General features: G+C 68.9%; 17 protein-coding genes. 3 read left to right on the forward strand and 14 right to left on the reverse strand.

Going from position 1 to position 17,593, the window contains the following annotated elements:
* The first annotated feature begins 28 nt into the window (after positions 1-28).
* Together ABE522_RS03390 and ABE522_RS03395 are read left to right on the forward strand one after the other, a co-directional pair.
* Positions 29-2,122, forward strand: coding sequence for a TonB-dependent receptor family protein (locus tag ABE522_RS03390; RefSeq protein ID WP_346590489.1), 2,094 nt, complete (start codon positions 29-31; stop codon positions 2,120-2,122).
* Between the two features lie 77 nt (positions 2,123-2,199).
* Positions 2,200-4,098, forward strand: coding sequence for a sensor histidine kinase (locus ABE522_RS03395; protein ID WP_346590490.1), 1,899 nt, complete (start codon positions 2,200-2,202; stop codon positions 4,096-4,098).
* A 10-nt stretch (positions 4,099-4,108) separates the two neighbouring features.
* On the opposite strand, the gene ABE522_RS03400 is transcribed toward ABE522_RS03395, so the two are convergent.
* The 3 genes from ABE522_RS03400 to ABE522_RS03410 are packed head-to-tail and all read right to left on the reverse strand — an operon-like array spanning position 4,109 to position 5,897.
* Complete coding sequence (locus ABE522_RS03400) at positions 4,109-4,615, reverse strand: GNAT family N-acetyltransferase (protein ID WP_346590491.1); 507 nt, start codon at positions 4,613-4,615, stop codon at positions 4,109-4,111.
* Between the two features lie 40 nt (positions 4,616-4,655).
* Positions 4,656-5,096, reverse strand: a complete 441-nt coding sequence (locus tag ABE522_RS03405; protein ID WP_346590492.1) for a hypothetical protein — start codon at positions 5,094-5,096, stop codon at positions 4,656-4,658.
* A gap of 24 nt (positions 5,097-5,120) precedes the next feature.
* On the reverse strand, positions 5,121-5,897 hold the full coding sequence (locus ABE522_RS03410; RefSeq protein ID WP_346590493.1) for an SGNH/GDSL hydrolase family protein: 777 nt from the start codon (positions 5,895-5,897) through the stop codon (positions 5,121-5,123).
* Positions 5,898-6,109: 212 nt separating this feature from the next.
* Here ABE522_RS03410 and ABE522_RS03415 point away from each other — a divergent pair, with 212 nt between their 5' ends.
* Complete coding sequence (locus ABE522_RS03415; RefSeq protein WP_346590494.1) at positions 6,110-8,281, forward strand: AsmA family protein; 2,172 nt, start codon at positions 6,110-6,112, stop codon at positions 8,279-8,281.
* 18 nt (positions 8,282-8,299) lie between these two features.
* Here ABE522_RS03415 and hisIE read toward each other — a convergent pair whose 3' ends face one another.
* The 11 genes from hisIE to hisS all read right to left on the reverse strand — a co-directional run bounded on the left by hisIE (position 8,300) and on the right by hisS (position 17,576).
* Complete coding sequence (gene hisIE, locus ABE522_RS03420; RefSeq protein WP_191768099.1) at positions 8,300-8,920, reverse strand: bifunctional phosphoribosyl-AMP cyclohydrolase/phosphoribosyl-ATP diphosphatase HisIE; 621 nt, start codon at positions 8,918-8,920, stop codon at positions 8,300-8,302.
* Positions 8,910-9,686 (reverse strand): imidazole glycerol phosphate synthase subunit HisF, encoded by a 777-nt coding sequence (gene hisF, locus ABE522_RS03425; protein ID WP_101099096.1) that lies wholly within the window; start codon positions 9,684-9,686, stop codon positions 8,910-8,912. The genes hisIE and hisF overlap by 11 nt, the downstream gene beginning before the upstream one ends.
* Positions 9,680-10,414 carry a 1-(5-phosphoribosyl)-5-[(5-phosphoribosylamino)methylideneamino]imidazole-4-carboxamide isomerase gene (gene hisA, locus ABE522_RS03430; RefSeq protein WP_346590495.1) on the reverse strand — a complete coding sequence of 245 codons (735 nt, stop codon included), beginning with the start codon at positions 10,412-10,414 and terminating at the stop codon, positions 9,680-9,682. Before hisA ends, hisF begins: the two co-directional genes overlap by 7 nt.
* Positions 10,411-11,016 (reverse strand): imidazole glycerol phosphate synthase subunit HisH, encoded by a 606-nt coding sequence (gene hisH, locus ABE522_RS03435; RefSeq protein ID WP_192083704.1) that lies wholly within the window; start codon positions 11,014-11,016, stop codon positions 10,411-10,413. Before hisH ends, hisA begins: the two co-directional genes overlap by 4 nt.
* On the reverse strand, positions 11,013-12,086 hold the full coding sequence (hisB, locus tag ABE522_RS03440) for a bifunctional histidinol-phosphatase/imidazoleglycerol-phosphate dehydratase HisB (protein ID WP_346590496.1): 1,074 nt from the start codon (positions 12,084-12,086) through the stop codon (positions 11,013-11,015). Before hisB ends, hisH begins: the two co-directional genes overlap by 4 nt.
* Positions 12,083-13,177, reverse strand: coding sequence for a histidinol-phosphate transaminase (hisC, locus tag ABE522_RS03445; RefSeq protein WP_346590497.1), 1,095 nt, complete (start codon positions 13,175-13,177; stop codon positions 12,083-12,085). The genes hisB and hisC overlap by 4 nt, the downstream gene beginning before the upstream one ends.
* The gene (gene hisD, locus ABE522_RS03450) at positions 13,174-14,469 is read right to left on the reverse strand and encodes a histidinol dehydrogenase (protein ID WP_346590498.1); all 1,296 of its coding nucleotides are present in this window, start codon (positions 14,467-14,469) and stop codon (positions 13,174-13,176) included. The genes hisC and hisD overlap by 4 nt, the downstream gene beginning before the upstream one ends.
* A complete protein-coding gene (gene hisG / locus ABE522_RS03455) occupies positions 14,466-15,377 on the reverse strand; it encodes an ATP phosphoribosyltransferase (protein ID WP_346590499.1) in 912 nt (303 codons plus the stop codon). The genes hisD and hisG overlap by 4 nt, the downstream gene beginning before the upstream one ends.
* A gap of 13 nt (positions 15,378-15,390) precedes the next feature.
* Positions 15,391-15,717, reverse strand: coding sequence for a YerC/YecD family TrpR-related protein (locus tag ABE522_RS03460; protein WP_346590500.1), 327 nt, complete (start codon positions 15,715-15,717; stop codon positions 15,391-15,393).
* Between the two features lie 171 nt (positions 15,718-15,888).
* Positions 15,889-16,182 carry a hypothetical protein gene (locus tag ABE522_RS03465; RefSeq protein ID WP_346590501.1) on the reverse strand — a complete coding sequence of 98 codons (294 nt, stop codon included), beginning with the start codon at positions 16,180-16,182 and terminating at the stop codon, positions 15,889-15,891.
* A complete protein-coding gene (gene hisS / locus ABE522_RS03470) occupies positions 16,179-17,576 on the reverse strand; it encodes a histidine--tRNA ligase (protein WP_346590502.1) in 1,398 nt (465 codons plus the stop codon). Before hisS ends, ABE522_RS03465 begins: the two co-directional genes overlap by 4 nt.
* Positions 17,577-17,593: the final 17 nt, after the last annotated feature.

Consider the following 17,593-nt stretch of genomic DNA (forward strand, 5'->3'; position numbering starts at 1 on the left):
CATGACTTCTGCTTGCCCCCGTACCTGCGTGCTTACCGTTTCCGTGCTGACCGCTCTGGCAACCCTGCCCGTCCATGCTGAAACGGCCACCCAGCCCACTACCCTGGACCGCGTCGAGGTCACCGCCGCCGACACCACCGACGCCGCGCGCGAGGCGCTGGCGCGTGTGCCCGGCGCCGGCAACGTGATCGACCTGGCCAAGGTCGCGCAGGGCCGCGTCGGCAGTACCGCCGACGTGCTGGCCTACCAGCCGGGCATCAGTGCGCAGTCGCCGGGCAACGAAGGCACCAAGGTGTCCATCCGCGGATCGGGCATCAACCGCGGCCCGGGCGCACATGCCTCGGGCATCGCGGTGTCGCTGGATGGCCTGCCGCTGACCGCCGCCGGCGGTACCCCGTACGAACTGCTGGAACCGCTGTGGCTGTCGCGCGTGGAGGTGCTTCGCGGTGCCAACGGCTTCGAGCGCGGCGCACTGGCGCTGGGCGGTGCGATCAACTACGTCAGCCGTAGCGGCCGCGATGCAGCGGGCCTTGAACTGCACTACGAAGCCGGCAGCCGCGGCTACCAGAAACGCAGCCTGGGCTACGGCGGCGTGCAGGACACCCTGGACTACTACTTCGCCTACACCGGTACCGAATCCGACGGCTACCAGCGCCATGCGAGCGGCGATGGCAAGGGCGCGATGGCCAACATCGGCTGGCAGATCAACCCGGACCTGCAGACCCGCTTCTACCTGCGTTACCGCGAAACCAACCACGAAACACCGGGACGACTGACCCGCGCGCAGGTCCGCAACGACCCGCGCGCGGCCAACCCGGCCAACCTGGCGATCGACGCGAAGCGGCCGCAGCCGGGCAGCACCTGGATCGGCAACACGACCACGCTGCAGCTGGACGGAGACTCCTCGCTGCAGGCCGGGCTGGTGTACCACAAGTACCCGATGGACTTGAACGAGAGCCTGTACCGCCAGCAGCTGGACTACAGCAACCTCAATGCCACGCTGGACTACCGCCGCCGGCATACCCTGTTCGGCCATGACAGCGTGACCACGCTCGGCCTGCGCGTCACCCATGACCTGGATGCCGACGTGCGCGAGACGCTGCGCCTGGCCAGCAACGGCTATGCAGCCGGCACCCACGCGCGTGACTTCTCCCACCACGGCACCGACAGCACGCTGCACCTGGGCAACGAACTGCAGCTGAGCGATGCACTGCGCGTGCAGACCGGGTTGGCGCTGGTGCAGACGCGGCGCACGGTGGAAGTCACCTGGCCACGCACCGGTCAGCGCTTGAACGAGCGCGACTGGGACTACGCGCCGCGTGTCGGCTTCACCTGGCAGGCGTCGCCCGCCACGCAGTGGTTCGGCAACCTCAGCCGCTCGGTGGAACCGGCCCATCCCTGGTCGATGATCTGGGGCTCCAACCAGTACTTCGCCGCCGGCAACGGCGCGTCCAGCGGCCGCCAGCGCGCACCGGTGAAGCTGGACAACCAGACTGCCACCACGCTGGAACTCGGTGCACGCGGCGAGGGCCGGATCGGTCGCTGGGAACTCACCGGCTACTACGCGCACGTCAACCACGAACTGTTGAGCGTTGAAGTCGTGCCGGTGCCGAACCTGTTCATCGCCGAGAACAACGCCAGCCCCACCGTGCATCGTGGCATCGAAGCCGGGCTGGACAGCACGCTGTGGCAGGCAGGAACCGGGCGCCTCTCGCTGCGCCAGGCGTACACCTTCAGTGACTTCCGCTACCGCCATGACGACCGCTTCGGAGACAACCGCCTGCCCGGGCTGCCGATGCACTTCTACCAGGCCGAACTGCGTCATGACAACGCCTCGGGCGTGTATGCCGCAGTGAACACCGAGTATGCCTCCAAGGTGTTCGTCGACTACGCCAACAGCTACCGCGCTGACAGCCACCTCATCTTTGGCAGCCGCGTGGGCTTTGATGCGCCCAGTGGGCGCTGGCAGGGCTGGCTGGAGCTGCGCAACCTGGGTGACCGCCACTACGCCGCCACGGTGACGCCGGGCTATGACGATGGGGGCCGCGATATAGCGCGCTCCACGCCGGGCGAAGGTTTCGGTGTGTATGCCGGGCTGCGCCTCCGCCTTGACGGAACCTGACTGGAGCGTTGCCACTTTCACAACATGTTGGCGGCAAGGTTGGCAAAAAAGGCGATCCCTGAACGTCCGCGCCTGCCATGTCCCCTGCCCTGACCGACGCGCTCGCCATCGACGCCATCCTCGACGACACCGGCGTGGGCATGTGGCAGTTCGACCTCGCAACGCGCCAGCTGAGCGCTTCGGACATGGCCAGCGCACAGCTGGCCGGCATCGGCGCGCACACAGTGCGCAGTGCGTGGCGGCGGATCCTGCGGCAGGAGCCGGACCAGCCGGTCTTTGAGATCGAGCTGCCCTGGACCGATGGCATCAGTCGCCGCTGGCTGATGCTGCGCGGCCGCCATGATCGCGCGCTGGGGCAAGTGCGCGGCATGTGCGTGGACATGACCCGCCGGGTGCGTGCCGAACAACTGGTCCGCGAGCAGGCAATGCTGCTGGATACCCTCGCCCGGGGTACGCCGCCGCGCGAGTGCCTGCGCGTGCTCACCGAGGCCATCGAACGGCTGAAGCCCGGCCTGCGCAGTGCCTTCTTCGTCACACCGGGCGACCGGCAGCGGCCGGGTTACGGCAGCAGTTGCAACGTGCACCCGACGATCACCGCGCTGCTGGAACATCCCGGCGCCGCGCCGACGTCAGCGGATCTGGAACTACCGGGTGGCGGCGAGGTCGCGACCGATACGCAGTGGCGCACGAACTGGCAGGCTGCGTGCAGCCAGCACGACCTGTCCGCCTGCAGGCCCATCGCGGTCCCCCGGCAAGCCCACCCCGAACGTGCATGGCTGCTGCTGTTCCTGTCCGCGCCGCGCGCGCTTACCGGATGGGAACAGGAAGTAGCCCGCTTCGCCACCCGCATCGCCGCGCTGGTGCTGGACCGCGAAGACCAGCAGATCGCCCTGCAGCAGGCCGCCGATGCGGTTGGCAATGCGCTGCATGATACCGAGCGCGAGCGGCGCAGGCTGAAAGCCTTCCTGGACAGCTCGCCCGACCTGGCCTACGTGTTCAACCTGGAACACCGTTTCACCTATGCCAACCGCGCACTGCTGCGCATGTGGGGCAAGACCGAAGAGGAGGCGCTGGGCCGCAACTGCCTGGAACTGGGCTATCCGGACTGGCACGCGGCCATGCACAGCCGCGAGATCGACCAGGTGATCGCCACGCGACGCCCGATCCGTGGCGACGTGCCCTTCGAAGGTCCGCTGGGCCGGCGCATGTACGACTACATCTTCGTGCCGCAGTTGGGGCTGGATGGCGAGGTCGAGGCGATCATCGGCACCACGCGCGATGTCACCGAACGCAGCGAACACGAAGAGGAACGTGCGCGCAACGAATCGCTGCTGCGCATGCTGGTGGACGAACTGCAGCACCGCACGCGCAACATCATGTCGGTGGTGCGTGCGATGGCCAGCCGTACGCTGGCCACCAGCCGCGACATGGCTGATTTCTCGAGCCGTTTCGACGCCCGGCTGGACGCGCTGGCACGGGCGCAGAGCCTGCTGTCGCGGCTGGGTGAACTGGATCGGGTGCAGTTCGACGCGCTGCTGCGTGCCGAACTCTCCGCCCACGTGGACCCGGCCCTGCACGGCACCCAGATCGTGCTGGAAGGACCGCCCGACGTGGCGCTGCGTTCGGGCACGGTGCAGCCGCTGGCGATGGCCCTGCATGAGCTGGCCACCAACGCGGTGAAGTACGGGGCGCTGCGCCAGCAAGGCGGCCGCCTGCACGTGCGCTGGAACCTGGTGGCAGCGGAGGCATCCGATGCCGCCAGCCCGCGGCTGCGCGTGGACTGGCAGGAGCATGGCGTGCGCGACCTGCCCGCCGATCCCTCGAGCATCCGCGGTGGCGGCGCCGGCCGCGAGCTGATCGAACGCGCCCTGCCGTACCAGATCGGTGCGAAAGTGGATTACGGCTTTGCCGACGACGGCCTGCGCTGTTCGATCCTGCTGGCGGTATCGGAGCAGGCCGTCGCGCTGGCCGGCTGATGCCGGCGGATCAGCCGGTCACGCCGAACAGCGGGTCATAGGTCACTTCCGCCTGCGGCACGCCGCTGGCCAGCGGCAACGCCATGAAGTATTCCGCCGGCACGTCGGCCAGCGCCAGCTGCGGATACGGCTTGAAGCCGAACCGGGTGTAGTAGCCGGGATCCCCCAGCAGCACGCAGCCAGCCGCACCACGATCGCGCAGCCACTGCAGGGCGCCGTGCACCAGCGCCGCGCCGATGCCCTGCCCCTGCCGCCGCGGATCCACCGATATCGGCCCGAGCCCGTGCCAGCCGGCATCGCCGCTGGACAAGCTGACCGCAGACAGCGCGACATGGCCGACGATGCGCCCTGCGTCCTCGGCAACCAGTGACAGGGTCAGCCGGTCCGCGTTGCGCAGCGCATCGACGATGAAATGTTCGGTATGGCTGGAATGCGGCGCGGTGCGGAAGGCCGCTTCGGTCAGCACGGCGATCGGGCCCGCGTCTGCAGGATGTTCTTTGCGGAGGGTGATGGTCATGCGCTCACGGTAGCGGGCCTTTCCGTGCGCCTCAACGCACTCAGCGCAGGAAGCCTGCGATGGCAAAGCCCAGCCCCACCAGACCGGCGGCCAGCAGTGGATAGGTGGCCCAGACCGGCGTGCCCTGGCCATGGCTGAAGGCGACGAATGCCGCCCGCACACTGCGCCCGCTGAGCCAGGGCACCACCATCAGCGCCAGCAACGGCAGCAGCGAGGCCAGGCCGAAGGCCAGCAACAACGGCCGCGGATCATTCCGCGCAAAGCCGCCCAGCGGATACAGCGCCACGCCGAACAGCAATCCGGCGAAGAACAGCGTATTGGCGATGCGTATTTCCGTGCGATGGCGACGCGACAACGCGCCGCGCGACCACCCCTTGTAATGGCGGGGCAACCGCCGCGTCCACCAGGCCACCAGCATGCTGGCCAGCGCGCCGCCCATCACCCCGCTTTCCACCGCGCCCCACGCCTGCATCCCCACCATGCCAGCCCCCTGTAATGGAATCGATCAGTGCGCCAATGCCGCCGCCACCGCGGCTTCGGCCAAGGGGGCCATCTTTGCATAGCCGGCCGGCGTGGGATGCACGCCATCCTCTGCCAGCGCTTTGTCCAGTCCGCCGTCCGCATTGCCCAGCGCTGCGTGGTAGTCCAGATACACCAGCCGCTGCTGCTCTGCGTAGCCCTTCAGTGCGGCATTCAGCGCGCGCACGCTGGCGGCCGGCTGCAGGCCGGGACGCCACGGATAGGCACTGACCGGCAGCACCGAAGACAACACGACCTTGATGCCGTGCGCCTGCGCCAGTTCAACCATCGAATGCAGGTTGTCTTCGATCATCGCCTGGCTGGACGGGCCGGTGTTGCCGGCGATGTCATTGGTGCCGGCCAGGATCACCACCACCGCAGGACGCAGCGCGATGACGTCCTGGCGGAAGCGCAGCAGCATCTGCGCGGTGGTCTGCCCGGATATGCCGCGGTTGATGTAACCCTTGCCCGGGAAGAAGCGCTCACTGCCGGTCCGGCCCCAGCCTTCGGTGATGGAGTCACCGTAGAACACCACGCGCGCTGCGCCGTTGCGCGGCGCCGGCAATGTGGCGTTCTGTTCGCGGTAGTACGCCAGCTGCGGCCAGTCCGACAGGCGCTGCTGCAGCGAGCGCACCTGCTGCGGCTGCAGCGATTCCGGCGCGGCGGTGAACAGCGGATCGGTCGCGCTGGGCTGCGCGTGGGCTGTACCCAGCAGCGGCGCGGAGGCCAGGAGGATCGACAGACGGTGCGACAGCTTGGTCATCGGGCATCACGGATAACACGGTGCAGCGAAGGTACCACCCGCCCCATTGCCAATTACAGGGTTGACACGCCGCCGCGCCACGCCGGAGCGTCGAACACGGCCAGGCGCGGGCGTATTACCGCCGCCGCTGAGCCCTGCAACCGCCACGCCTTCACGCCATGGCGCGCCGCCACTGCCGATAGTGGCGGCATTCTTTCTTTCTGCGGCCTGCCATGTCCCTGTTTCCCGAGCGCCTGCAGCGTTTGCGGCGCTGGCCGCGCCCGGTGCGCATCCTGTTGGCCGTACTGCTGGCGCTGTACCTGTTGTACCTGATCGCCGGCAATGTGTTTCTCAACACGCCGCTGTTTGACATGGTGACCAACCGCAAACCGGAGAAATTCCAGCTGCGCAATGGGCCGGCGCTGACCCTGGTGCCGGGCCACGCGGTGCTGTGGAACGTGCACGTTCGCGGCCAGGCCAATCGCACGGTCTACGTCTTCAGTGCCGAGCGGGCCAGTGCGTTCATCTCGCTGCCGGCGCTGCTGCGCCGCGAAATCCACATCCCGCGCGTGGATGCGGTCGGCGTACGCGCGGTGGTTGAACGCGTGGAAAAAGCGATCCCGCCGCCGCCGCGCGGCAACCGGGGCTGGACGGTGCGGATGGATGCGATCCACAGCGACAGCATCCGCAGCGGCCAGTTCGGCAAGCTGCTGATCTCCGGCAAGGCCAGCGCCACGGTGGGCTTCCTGAAGCAGATGAAGGGCGGCCCGTCCGAACTGTTCGATTCGAACGCCACCTTCGACGATGCGCGGATCGGCTGGGATGGCACCACCCTGCTGGACCAGGCGCATATCGAAGCGCGGGCCAGCTTCCCACGCCACTACCGCGACGACGCGCCGGGGCTGCGCAAGCTCGGCATCCTGACCGCCGAGCTGGCCATCGACGGGCGCAGCCAGGCGGTACGCATCGACACCGCCGGTGCCCGTGCCACGGTGGGCACGGTGCCCTCCACGGCCCGCCTGCAGGGCCAGCTGGCGATGGACCATGGCACGTTGCGGCCCGGCGGACATGTAGTGTGGCGGCTGCCGGTGCACGCCGGCGAACATGCCAAGGACCGTGGACTGCTCGCGCTGCAGCTGGACGTGGCCGACGACATCCGGGTGCAGGCGCGGCTGCCCCGCGATGAGGCCAGCGGCAGTGAACTGGATGCCGACCTGCACATCGCCGGGCGCGAGATCCCCTTCCACGCGATGTCCGGGCTGCTGCCGCGCACGTCAGGGCAGCTGAAGGCGGCGTGGACGTTTGATTCGCTGAACTGGATATCCGACCTGATCGTGCGCAAGCCATGGTTCCGGCTGGATGGCGGCGGCCTGTTGCGGGCCGACGTGAAGCTGGTCGATGGCCAGCTGGCCCCGGGCAGCATCGCGGAGATTCCCAACGTGGCTGCCATCGCGGAGGTGGCCGGGGTAAGGATGCAGGGCGACGCGCGGGCTCAGGGCCGGATCGTCGAAGGCCGCACGCCGCAGGTACATGTGCAGGTAGACGTGGACCAGTTCCGCGCCGCCCCGTCCGATGCGCCGTCGCAGGTGCTGTTCGACGGGCGCGCGTTGGCGTTGGAACTCAGCGGCGATGCCCGACTGCAGGAACTGAAGGAAGGCGTGCGTGCGCGGCTGCGCTTCAACAACGCGCAGGTGCCGGACCTGACCCGCTACAACCGCTACCTGGGCAACGAACAGGTGAAGCTGCTGGGCGGCACCGGGCTGATCAGCGGTGACGTGGAACTGGACGCCACCGGCCGCATCGGTACCGGCCGCGCCGACCTGAGCGGCCAGAATGCGCGAATGCAGGTGGCAGGCGTGGCGATGCGCGGCAATGCGCTGCTGAAAGCCCGCGTGCGGCGCGCCGATTTCAGCCAGAAACAATTCGACCTGGGCGGCACCACGGTGCGCCTGCAGGACGTGCGCGTCGCCGACTCGAAGGACGCCGGCTGGTGGGGCGAGGTGGCGGTGCGCAGCGGGCATCTTGCAGCCGCGGCCCCGCTCAGTGCCGATGCGATGGCCGACATCACCCTGCGTGATGCCGGCCCGCTGCTGGATGCCTTCGGCGAGCGCAGCAGCTACCCGCGCTGGGTGCTGGGGCTGGTCGATTCCGGGCAGGTGCAGGCCAGCGGCCAACTGCGGCTTCGCCATGGCCAGTGGGTGGTGGATGACCTGCAGGCAGAAAACGCGCGGCTTTCGCTGCGCGGCCGGCTGGACCTGGGCAAGGCCGGCAAGCGCGGCGACCTGTACCTGCGCTGGGGCGTGCTGGGCGCGGGCGTGGAGCTGGACGGCAAACAGCGGCAGTGGCACCTGGCCGGTGCGCGCGAGTGGTACCAACAGCGCCCACGCTACCTGCCCGCCAGATAAACCGCGTCACCGCCTGGTTCAGCGGTGGCGTGATTCCAGCAGCGTGCGCACGTCCTGCAGGCCCAGGCCGCGCGCGCGCAGCAGCACCAGCAGGTGGAACACCAGGTCCGACGCTTCGCCCAGTAGTTCGTCGTCGCCCTGCACCACCGCCGCCAGCGCGGTCTCCACGCCTTCCTCGCCGACCTTCTGCGCGATACGGCGGATGCCACCGTCGAACAGCGAGGTGGTGTAGCTGCCGGCCGGGCGCTGCGCCTCGCGCGTGGCCACCAGCTGGTCGAGCTGGCCGATGAAATCCTTCGGTGCCTGCGGGAAACAGCTCTCTGCGCCGGTGTGGCAGGTCGGCCCGGCCGGGCGTGCCCGCACCAGCAGCGTATCGGCATCGCAATCCACCGCGATCGACCGCACCGCCAGCACGTTGCCGGACTGCTCGCCCTTGGTCCACAGGCGCTGCTTGCTGCGACTGAAGAAGGTCATGTGGCCGGTCTGCAACGTCACCTGCAGGGACTCCGCACTTACATAGCCCAGCATCAGCACCTGCAGGCTGTCGGCATCCTGCAGTACCGCCGGCAACAGGCCATCGCCCTTGCTCCAGTCAAGGCTTTCCAGCGCCGGCAGTCCCGGCAACACTTCAATAGACATCACGTACCTCGATCTGGTGCTCGCGCAGATAGCGCTTAAGTTCTGGAATGGCGATGGCGCCGCTGTGGAACACGCTGGCAGCCAGGGCACCATCGACATCGGCCTGGTCGAAGACCTGGGCGAAGTGATCGGGCGTGCCCGCCCCGCCGGAGGCGATCAGCGGCACGTGGCAGGCCGCACGCGCATGGCGCAGCTGCTCGACGTCGTAGCCGCGGCGTACGCCGTCACTGTCCATGCAGTTCAGTACGATCTCCCCGGCGCCGCGTTGCTGCACTTCGCGCACCCAGTCCAGCGTACGCACGGCCACGGCCTGGGTCTTGGACGGGTCGCCGGTGAAGCGGCGCACGCGCCACTGCCCATCGGCCTCGCGCACCGAGTCGATGCCCACCACCACGCACTGCACACCGAACGCCTCGGCCAGTTCGGTGATCAGCTCCGGGCGGCCCAGCGCAGGCGAGTTGATCGAGATCTTGTCGGCGCCGGCGTGCAACACGCGCCGTGCGGTTTCCACATCACTGATGCCACCGGCCACGCAGAACGGGATGTCGATCAGCCGTGCGATGCGTTCGATCCATGCCACGTCCACGCTGCGGCCATCCGGGCTGGCGCCGATGTCATAGAACACCAGCTCATCGGCCCCCTGGTCCCGGTAGCGCAGCGCCAGTTCGGCGATATCGCCCATGTCCACGTGGTCGCGGAAGCGCACGCCCTTGACCACGCGGCCATCGCGCACGTCCAGGCAGGGAATGATGCGCCGGCTCAACATGCCAGTGCCTCGGCCAGGTCCATCCGCTGTTCCAGCAGGGCTTTGCCAAGCACGGCGCCACTGCAGCCGGCGGCGCGCGAAGCAGCCACGTCGGCCACGTCGCGGATGCCGCCGGAGGCCTGGATCGCCACGCCTGGCAACAGCCCGGCCAGGTGGCGGTACAGGTCCAGGTTGGGGCCGGCCAGCATGCCGTCGCGGGCGATGTCGGTACACAGCAGGTGGCGCATGCCGGCCGCGGCATAGCGCTGGGCCAGGGCGTCCATGGTGACGCCCGCATTTTCCGTCCAGCCGTGGATCGGCAACTGCCACTGGCCGTCGTCGTCCTGGCGGGCATCCAGCGCGATGGTGATGCGCTCGGGCCCGAACTCGGCCAGCCAGCCGATCACCGCATCCGGCTCGCGCACGGCCAGCGACCCGATTACCACCCGGCTGGCACCGGCCTGCAGGATGCGCTCGACGTCTGCGCGACCGCGCACGCCGCCACCGGTCTGCACGTGCAGGCCGGCCTGCTGGCGGATCTGCGCCAGCAGGGGCGCGAGCGTATAGCCGCCGGCGCGCGCGGCATCCAGGTCGACCAGGTGCATCCACTGTGCGCCCTGCCCGGCGAAGGCCTGCGCGCGCGGCAGCGGATCGTCGCCATAGCGGGTTTCCTGGGCGTAGTCGCCCTGGCGCAGGCGCACCACGCGGCCTTCGCGGATATCAAGAGCGGGATAGACGATGAAGCTCATTCGGCGGTGTCCTGCAGGAAGTTGCGCAACAGCAAGGCGCCGGTGTCACCGGAGCGTTCGGGGTGGTACTGCGCACCGAAGTAGCGGCCATGCTCGACCACCGCACTGAACAGCCCGCCATGGTCGCAGGCGGCCACGGTGTGCGCGTTCAAGGGGGCGGCATAGCTGTGCACGAAATAGGCGCTGGCGCGTTCGGGGATATCGCGCAGCAGCGGCGACCCGCGCAGCGGCAACAGGCGGTTCCAGCCCATGTGCGGCACGCGGATGCCGGTGGCGGGCACCAGCTTGCGCACCGTGCCGGGGATCAGCCCCAGCGTCTGCACGCCACCGCCTTCTTCGGAACGCTCGAACAGCAGCTGCATGCCCAGGCAGATGCCCAGCAGCGGCACCTCCAGCTGGCGCAGCGGCTCGAACAGGCCCTGCGCATGCAGGCGCTGCATGGCCGGCACCGCCGCACCGACGCCGGGCAGTATCACCCGCCGCGCGTCGCGCAGTCCGTCGGCATCGCGCACCAGCCGGACCTGCGCGCCCAGCCGCTCCAGCGCGTAGCGCACCGACCCGAGGTTGGCACCGCCGGCATCGATCAAGGCAACTTCGGTCACAGCGCCCCCTTGGTGCTGGGCAGCTCGGTGCCCTGCCGCGCCACGGCGGTGCGCAGCGCGCGCGCCAGCGCCTTGAAGCAGGCTTCCACCTTGTGGTGGTCGTTGTCACCGCGCACCTGCAGGTTGAGGTTCAACCCGGCCGCATCGCACAGCGAGCGGAAGAAATGAGGCACCAGTTCGGTGGGCAGGTCGCCGACGCGCTCGCGCTTGAACTCGCCATCGAACACGAAGTACGGACGTCCGCTGAAATCCAGCGCGGCGCTGGCCAGCGTCTCGTCCATCGGCAGGGTGAAGCCGTAGCGGCCGATGCCGCGCTTGTCACCCAGCGCTTCACGCAGCGCCTGGCCCAGCGCCAGCCCGGTGTCCTCGATGGTGTGGTGTTCGTCGATGTGCAGGTCACCCTCGGCCTGGATGCGCACGGAGATGCCACCGTGCTTGCCGATCTGCTCCAGCATGTGATCGAAGAACGGCAAGCCGGTGTGGATCCGTGGTTCGGCCTGGGCATCAAGGTCCAGTTCGACACGGATGCGTGTCTCCTTGGTGTTGCGCTGTACCACCGCGGTGCGCGGCGCATCGGCCAACGCGTGGGCGATGGCCGGCCAGTCCCACTCGCCGCCGAACTCTTCGGTGCGCAGCTGGAAGCCGCGGATGTTGAGGTTCTGCGCGAACTGGATGTCGGCCAGGCGGTCGCCCACCATCGCCGAACGCGCCCAGTCGATGCTGCGGTCCTGCAGGTAGGCGGTCATCAGGCCAATGCCCGGCTTGCGCGTGGGCAGGTTCTCATGCGGCCAACTGGCGTCGATCAGCACGTCACGGAACACGATGCCCTGGCTTTCGAACACGTGCATCATCAGCGCATGCGGTGCATCGAAGATCGCCTGCGGGTAGCTCTCGCTGCCCAGGCCGTCCTGGTTGCTGACGATGACGAACTGCCAGCCCGCGTCGCGCAGCTTGATCAGCGCGGGAATGACATCGCGCACGAAGCGCAGTTTTTCATACGCGTCGATCTGATGGTCGGCGGGCTCTTCGATCAGGGTGCCGTCGCGGTCGATGAACAGGATGGGGGTCATGCAGCGGCCCTCCAGGCCGAGAGCGCGGCAAGCACGCGTTGGTTTTCGTCGGTGCTGCCGATGCTGATGCGCAGCGCATCGCCGAGTTGTGGCGCGGCGCGCTGGTCACGCACCACCACGCCGGCGGCCAGCAGCGCGTCGAACGCACCCTGCGCGTCGTCGAATCTCACCAGCAGATAGTTGCCGGCCGAGGGATACACCTGGCGCACGCCGGCCACCGCCGCCAGCGCGCTGGACAGCCGCACCCGCTCCTGCACGACTTCGTCGATACGGGCGCGGGTGGCCGCCAGCGCGGCCGGCTGCAGTGCCGCCAGTGCCAGTTCGGCGCACGGCTGCGGCACCGGGTACGGCGCCTGGCAACGGCGCAGCGCGGCGATGATTTCCGGCGCGGCGATCAGGCTGCCCACCCGCGCGGCGGCCAGCGCATGCGCCTTGGACAGCGTGCGCAGTACGGCAAGATTGGGGTGTGCTTCCAGCAGCGTGGTTGCCGAACGCTGGCTGCTGTATTCGATGTAGGCCTCGTCCACCACCACGATGGCCTGGCCCTGCAGCGCCTGCGCGGTGCGGATGATGTCCGCGCTGCTGATCTCGCTGCCTGCCGGGTTGGACGGCGAACACAGGAACACCAGCCGCGCGCCCTGCCTGCGTGCGGCGGCGATCACTGCGTCGATATCGACCTGCAGGCCGGCGGGGCCCTCCACCAGCGGGACCTCCAGCAGCGGTGCGCCCTGCAGCCGCGCGCACACTGCGTACATGCCGAACACCGGCGGCGTGGCCAGCACCGCATCCATGCCGGGGCGGCAGAACGCGCGCACCAGCAGGTCGATGGCTTCATCGCTGCCGCGCCCGACCAGCAACTGCTGCGGGCCGACGTCGTACAGTCCCGCCAGCGCCTGCAGCAAGGCGGGCGGCTGCGGATCCGGGTAGCGCCGGCTGCTGCCACTGGCATCGGCCGGATTGGCCCATGCCGATTCGTTGGCGTTCAGCCACACATCGCCCTGCAGCGCCGTGCTGCGCGCCGAGCTGTAGCCGGCGAAGGACTGCAGGTCCGGTCGCAGCAGCGCCAGCACGTCCTGCACGCTGGCGCTCATGCCACCGCCTCCATGCGCAGCGCGACCGCACGTTCGTGCGCGTCCAGGCCTTCGGCGCTGGCCAGGATGCGTGCGCAACCGCCGATGGCGGCGATGCCCTCCGCACTGGCGCTCTGCACGCTGATGGTGTTCTGGAAGCTGGCCACGCTGACCCCGCTCCAGGCCCGCGCCGCACCGGCGGTGGGCAGCACGTGGTTGGTGCCGCTGCAGTAGTCACCGAGCGCTTCGGGGGTGTAATCGCCGAGGAACACCGAACCGGCCGCCTGCACCTGGCCCAGCCAGGCACGTGGTTCGCGCAGCGCCAGGATCAGGTGTTCCGGTGCATAGCGGTTGCTGATATCGAAGGCGTCCTGCAGGCGATCCACCTGGATCAGCCGGGACGCGCCCAGTGCCTGGCGTGCGATGGTCTGGCGCGGCAGCAGCGCCACCTGGCGTTCCACTTCGGCTTCCACCGCCTGCAGCAGCACGGCATCGTCGGTCAGCAGCAGCACCTGCGAATCCGGGCCGTGTTCGGCCTGGGACAGCAGATCGGCCGCAACAAAGGCGGGGTTGGCGCCGGCGTCGGCGATCACCAGCACCTCGGACGGGCCGGCCGGCATGTCGATGGCCACCCTGCCGTCCTGCGCCACTTGTTGTTTGGCTTCGGTCACGAAGGCGTTGCCGGGGCCGAACAGCTTGTCGCAGGCCGGTACGCTGGCCGTGCCATACGCCATCGCGGCGATCGCCTGCGCGCCGCCCAGCTTGAACACGCGCTGCACGCCGGTCAGGCGCGCGGCCACCAGGACAGCGGGGTCGGCACTGCCATCGGCGCGCGGCGGCGTGCACAGCACCACCTGCGGGCAGCCAGCCAACGCCGCTGGCACGCCCAGCATCAGCGCGGTGGAGGGCAGCGGCGCGCTGCCCGCCGGCACGTAGAGACCAACCCGGCCGATCGGCCGGATCATCCGCTCGCAGTGCACGCCCGGCGCGGTTTCCACCGTAAAGCCCTGGCTCATGCCGGCTTGGTGGAAACGCCGGATGCGCGCGGCGGCGTCTTCCATCGCCGCGCGCAGGTCCGCGGCCACGGCCTGCTCGGCCGCGTCGAACTCGGCGGCGGTCACTTCGATGTCATCCAGCTGCACCCGATCAAAGCGCGCGGTGATCCCGCGCAGGGCCTCATCGCCGTCGGCACGCACCTGCGCGATCAGCGCGGCCACCGCTTCGCGGGTCTGCGCGGCGACGGCCTGCACGGGGCGCTGCAAGGCCTCGGCGCGGGCCAGTTCATTGAGTTCCGACCAGTTCAGACGATTCATGCCAGCGACCGCTCCACGCTCAATACCATCAGGCCCTGGGCGCCTGCGCGCTCCAGGTCTTCCAACCGCTGCCAGGTCAAAGCACCGTGGCACATGGTCTGCAGACGCAGCTGGCCGCCGTCGTCGGGAAGCTGCACCAGCGGGTCGGCATCGGGCAGCAGGCGGGTCAGTTCGGACACGCGGTCCAGCGCGGCGCGGAACATCAGCAGCTTGCTGTCGCGCACCTTGACCACGCCATCCAGCCGCCGCAGCAGCATCGCCATGAGGCCGGCGCGGGCGTCGTCGGGGGTTTTTACCGGGCCGGCCAGCACCGCTTCGCTTTCCAGCAGCGTTTCCACCGGCTTGAGCTGGTTGGCGGCCAGGGTGGCGCCGCTGGACACCAGGTCGCAGATCAGGTCGGCGGTGCCCAGGCGCGGCGCGATTTCCACCGACCCGGACAGTTCCACCACCTGCGCATCCACCCCGCGCGCGGCCAGCCAGTCGGCCAGGATCGCCGGGTAGCTGGTAGCGATGCGTTTGCCGGCCAGCTGCTCGACGCCGGTCCATTCCCACTCCTCGGGCACCGCCAGCATCAACCGGCACTGCCCGAAATTCAGGCCACGCAGCGCCTGGTAGGCGTCCGGCAGGCCGATCCGGCGGCGGGCAGCGCCCTGCTCGTCCAGCTCGTTGCGGCCGACGATGCCGAAGTCGCAGACGCCATCGGCGATAAGCCCCGGGATGTCGTCGTCGCGGACCAGCAGCAGGTCCACCGGCAGTGATTCGCCGTAGCAGAACAGCTTGTCGCGGCTCTGCCGCCAGCTCAGCCCGCAGGCGGTGAGCAGGCTGCGCGCCGGCTCGGCCAGCCGCCCGTTCTTCTGGATGGCGATACGCAGCCGGTCGCGTGCCGGGGCGGTCTGGGTTGCACTCATGGGGGAGGCTCTCTTACTCGGATTCGGGGGGCGTAAGCGTGGCAGTGACAGCAATGGCGGCGGCATAGCCGCCGTGTCCATGCTCCAGCGAACGCGCGACGCGCCCGGTGGTGGTAACGCTGACGCCGGTCAGTTCATGGATTTCCCGATACGGCACGCCCTGCTGCAGCAGCGGCACCACCTTCCAGCGGTCCGACAGCGCCTCCAGCTCGGCCGGCGTGCACAGGTCGCGCAGGAAGGCGGTGACCTGTTCGGCGCTGGACAGCGCGGCGAAGGCCGCAGCCAGGCAGGCCAGATCGGCCTGGGCGTCTTTTTCTCGGGGAGCGGGGCGGAGTTTCATCGTATCAATGTAATAACGTGCTATTACATTAGCGCAACCGAAGGTGCCGGGTCAAACCGGCTTGCTGCCCGGACCGGGTTGGTTCAGGGGGCGGGAACGAAAAACGCCCGCTGAGCGGGCGTTTGCATTGGGTATCGGGATGTTCAAGGCGTACCGAGCACCGGTCGTAACCTACCGGCACCTTACCTCGGCGCGGAGGGCGCCACTGCGCAGGCACTCGCCGAACAGGCTGCCCTGGCGGCTCGGGATGGACTGGACGACCTCCAGCTCCCCTGCCCCGTCCGGGCATTTCTGCGCGGCCAACCCGCGCAGGTCACGCTGCAGCTGCTCCCGGTCGAACACATGGCAGCGGTCGACCGTCAGCCGGTACTGGCCCGGGCCGATGCACTGGCCATGCAGCGCAGGATCGGTCCGGCACGCGGTCAGCAGGAGCAGCAGCGTTGCCGCCGCCCCCAGCCGCCTCACGGCATGACCTTGGCCTGCTCCAGTTCCACCTGCAGGGTGCTGGCCAGTTCCTCGCGCGAGACCTCGAACTGCTGCTCGCGCAGCAGGTCCTTGACCGCCACCACGCCCCGCGCCAGCTCATCCTCGCCCGCCAGCACCACGAAGCGGATCCCGGCCTTGGCCGCGTACTGGAACTGCTTGCCGATCTTCTTCGGCTCCATCTGCACTTCGGCGTTGATGCCACCGGCGCGCAGGCGGCGGGCGATGTCCAGCGACTGCGGCAGGCTGGCGTCGTCCATCAGCGCGACCAGCGCGTGCACGCTGCTGTCTTCGATCCCGGCGATCAGGCCGGCTTCGCGCAGCTGCCAGAACAGACGGGTCAGGCCGATGGAAATGCCCACGCCCGGCAGCTTGGACTTGCTGTAGTGGCTGGCCAGGTCTTCGTAGCGGCCGCCGGAGCAGATCGAACCGATCTGCGGGTGGTCGGTCAGCGTGGTTTCGTACACGGTGCCGGTGTAGTAGTCCAGGCCGCGCGCGATGGAGAAGTTCAGGCAGTACGCGGTTTCCGGCACGCCCAGCGCCTTGACCAGTTGCAGCACCTCGCGCAGTTCGGCCACGCCCACCTTCAGCGTCTCGCTGGCGGCCGGATCGGCCAACAGTGCGTCCAGCTGCGCCAATGCGTCGGCGTGGCTGCTGGAGCGCACCGCGACGAAGGCCAGGATCCGCTCGACCTGCCCGGCCGGGATCTCAAAGCCTTCGCCCACCAGCGTTTCGCGTACGTAGTCGGGGCCGCGCTTGTCCAGCTTGTCCACTTCGCGCAGCACCGCCAGCTGGCGCTCACCTTCGGCCACGCCGAGGGTTTCAAAGAAGCCACGCAGCAGCTTGCGGTTGTTCAGCTGCACGGCGAAATCGCCGATGCGCAGTTCCGAGAACACCGCATGGATCACCGCCAGCACTTCGGCGTCGTAGCGGATGCTCAGCGCATCCTTGCCGATCACATCGATGTCGCACTGGTAGAACTCGCGGAAGCGGCCGCGCTGGGCACGCTCGCCGCGGTAGACGCGCTGCATCTGGTAACGACGGAACGGGAAGGTCAGGTCGTGCTCGTGTTCGGCCACGTAGCGCGCCAACGGCACGGTCAGGTCGAAGCGCAGCGCCAGTTCCGGCAGGGAGGTATCGCCGGCCTGCGCGGCATTGGCCAGCGCACCGGTGGACTGCACGAAATACACCTGGCGCTCGGTTTCGCCGCCGGACTTGGTCAGCAGCACGTCGGACAGCTCGAACACCGGGGTTTCCACCGGCAGGAACCCGAACCGCTCGTAGTTGCGGCGGATGACGTCCAGCATGCGCTGGAACGCGATCTGCTCGCGCGGCAGCAGTTCCATGATGCCGGGCGGGGTACGGGGCTTGATCACGTGGGGCTCCTGCGAAA

The sequence above is a fragment of the Stenotrophomonas lacuserhaii genome, assembly GCF_039674585.1.
Classification (GTDB): Bacteria; Pseudomonadota; Gammaproteobacteria; order Xanthomonadales; family Xanthomonadaceae; genus Stenotrophomonas; species Stenotrophomonas pennii_A.

Coding starts and splice junctions, on each gene's coding strand:
- ABE522_RS03395 (WP_346590490.1), top strand. CDS start 2,200: ATGTCCCCTGCCCTGACCGACGCGCTCGCCATCGACGCCATCCTCGAC.
- ABE522_RS03400 (WP_346590491.1), bottom strand. CDS start 4,615: ATGACCATCACCCTCCGCAAAGAACATCCTGCAGACGCGGGCCCGATC.
- ABE522_RS03405 (WP_346590492.1), bottom strand. CDS start 5,096: ATGGTGGGGATGCAGGCGTGGGGCGCGGTGGAAAGCGGGGTGATGGGC.
- ABE522_RS03410 (WP_346590493.1), bottom strand. CDS start 5,897: ATGACCAAGCTGTCGCACCGTCTGTCGATCCTCCTGGCCTCCGCGCCG.
- ABE522_RS03415 (WP_346590494.1), top strand. CDS start 6,110: ATGTCCCTGTTTCCCGAGCGCCTGCAGCGTTTGCGGCGCTGGCCGCGC.
- hisIE (WP_191768099.1), bottom strand. CDS start 8,920: ATGTCTATTGAAGTGTTGCCGGGACTGCCGGCGCTGGAAAGCCTTGAC.
- hisF (WP_101099096.1), bottom strand. CDS start 9,686: ATGTTGAGCCGGCGCATCATTCCCTGCCTGGACGTGCGCGATGGCCGC.
- hisA (WP_346590495.1), bottom strand. CDS start 10,414: ATGAGCTTCATCGTCTATCCCGCTCTTGATATCCGCGAAGGCCGCGTG.
- hisB (WP_346590496.1), bottom strand. CDS start 12,086: ATGACCCCCATCCTGTTCATCGACCGCGACGGCACCCTGATCGAAGAG.
- hisC (WP_346590497.1), bottom strand. CDS start 13,177: ATGAGCGCCAGCGTGCAGGACGTGCTGGCGCTGCTGCGACCGGACCTG.
- hisD (WP_346590498.1), bottom strand. CDS start 14,469: ATGAATCGTCTGAACTGGTCGGAACTCAATGAACTGGCCCGCGCCGAG.
- hisG (WP_346590499.1), bottom strand. CDS start 15,377: ATGAGTGCAACCCAGACCGCCCCGGCACGCGACCGGCTGCGTATCGCC.
- ABE522_RS03460 (WP_346590500.1), bottom strand. CDS start 15,717: ATGAAACTCCGCCCCGCTCCCCGAGAAAAAGACGCCCAGGCCGATCTG.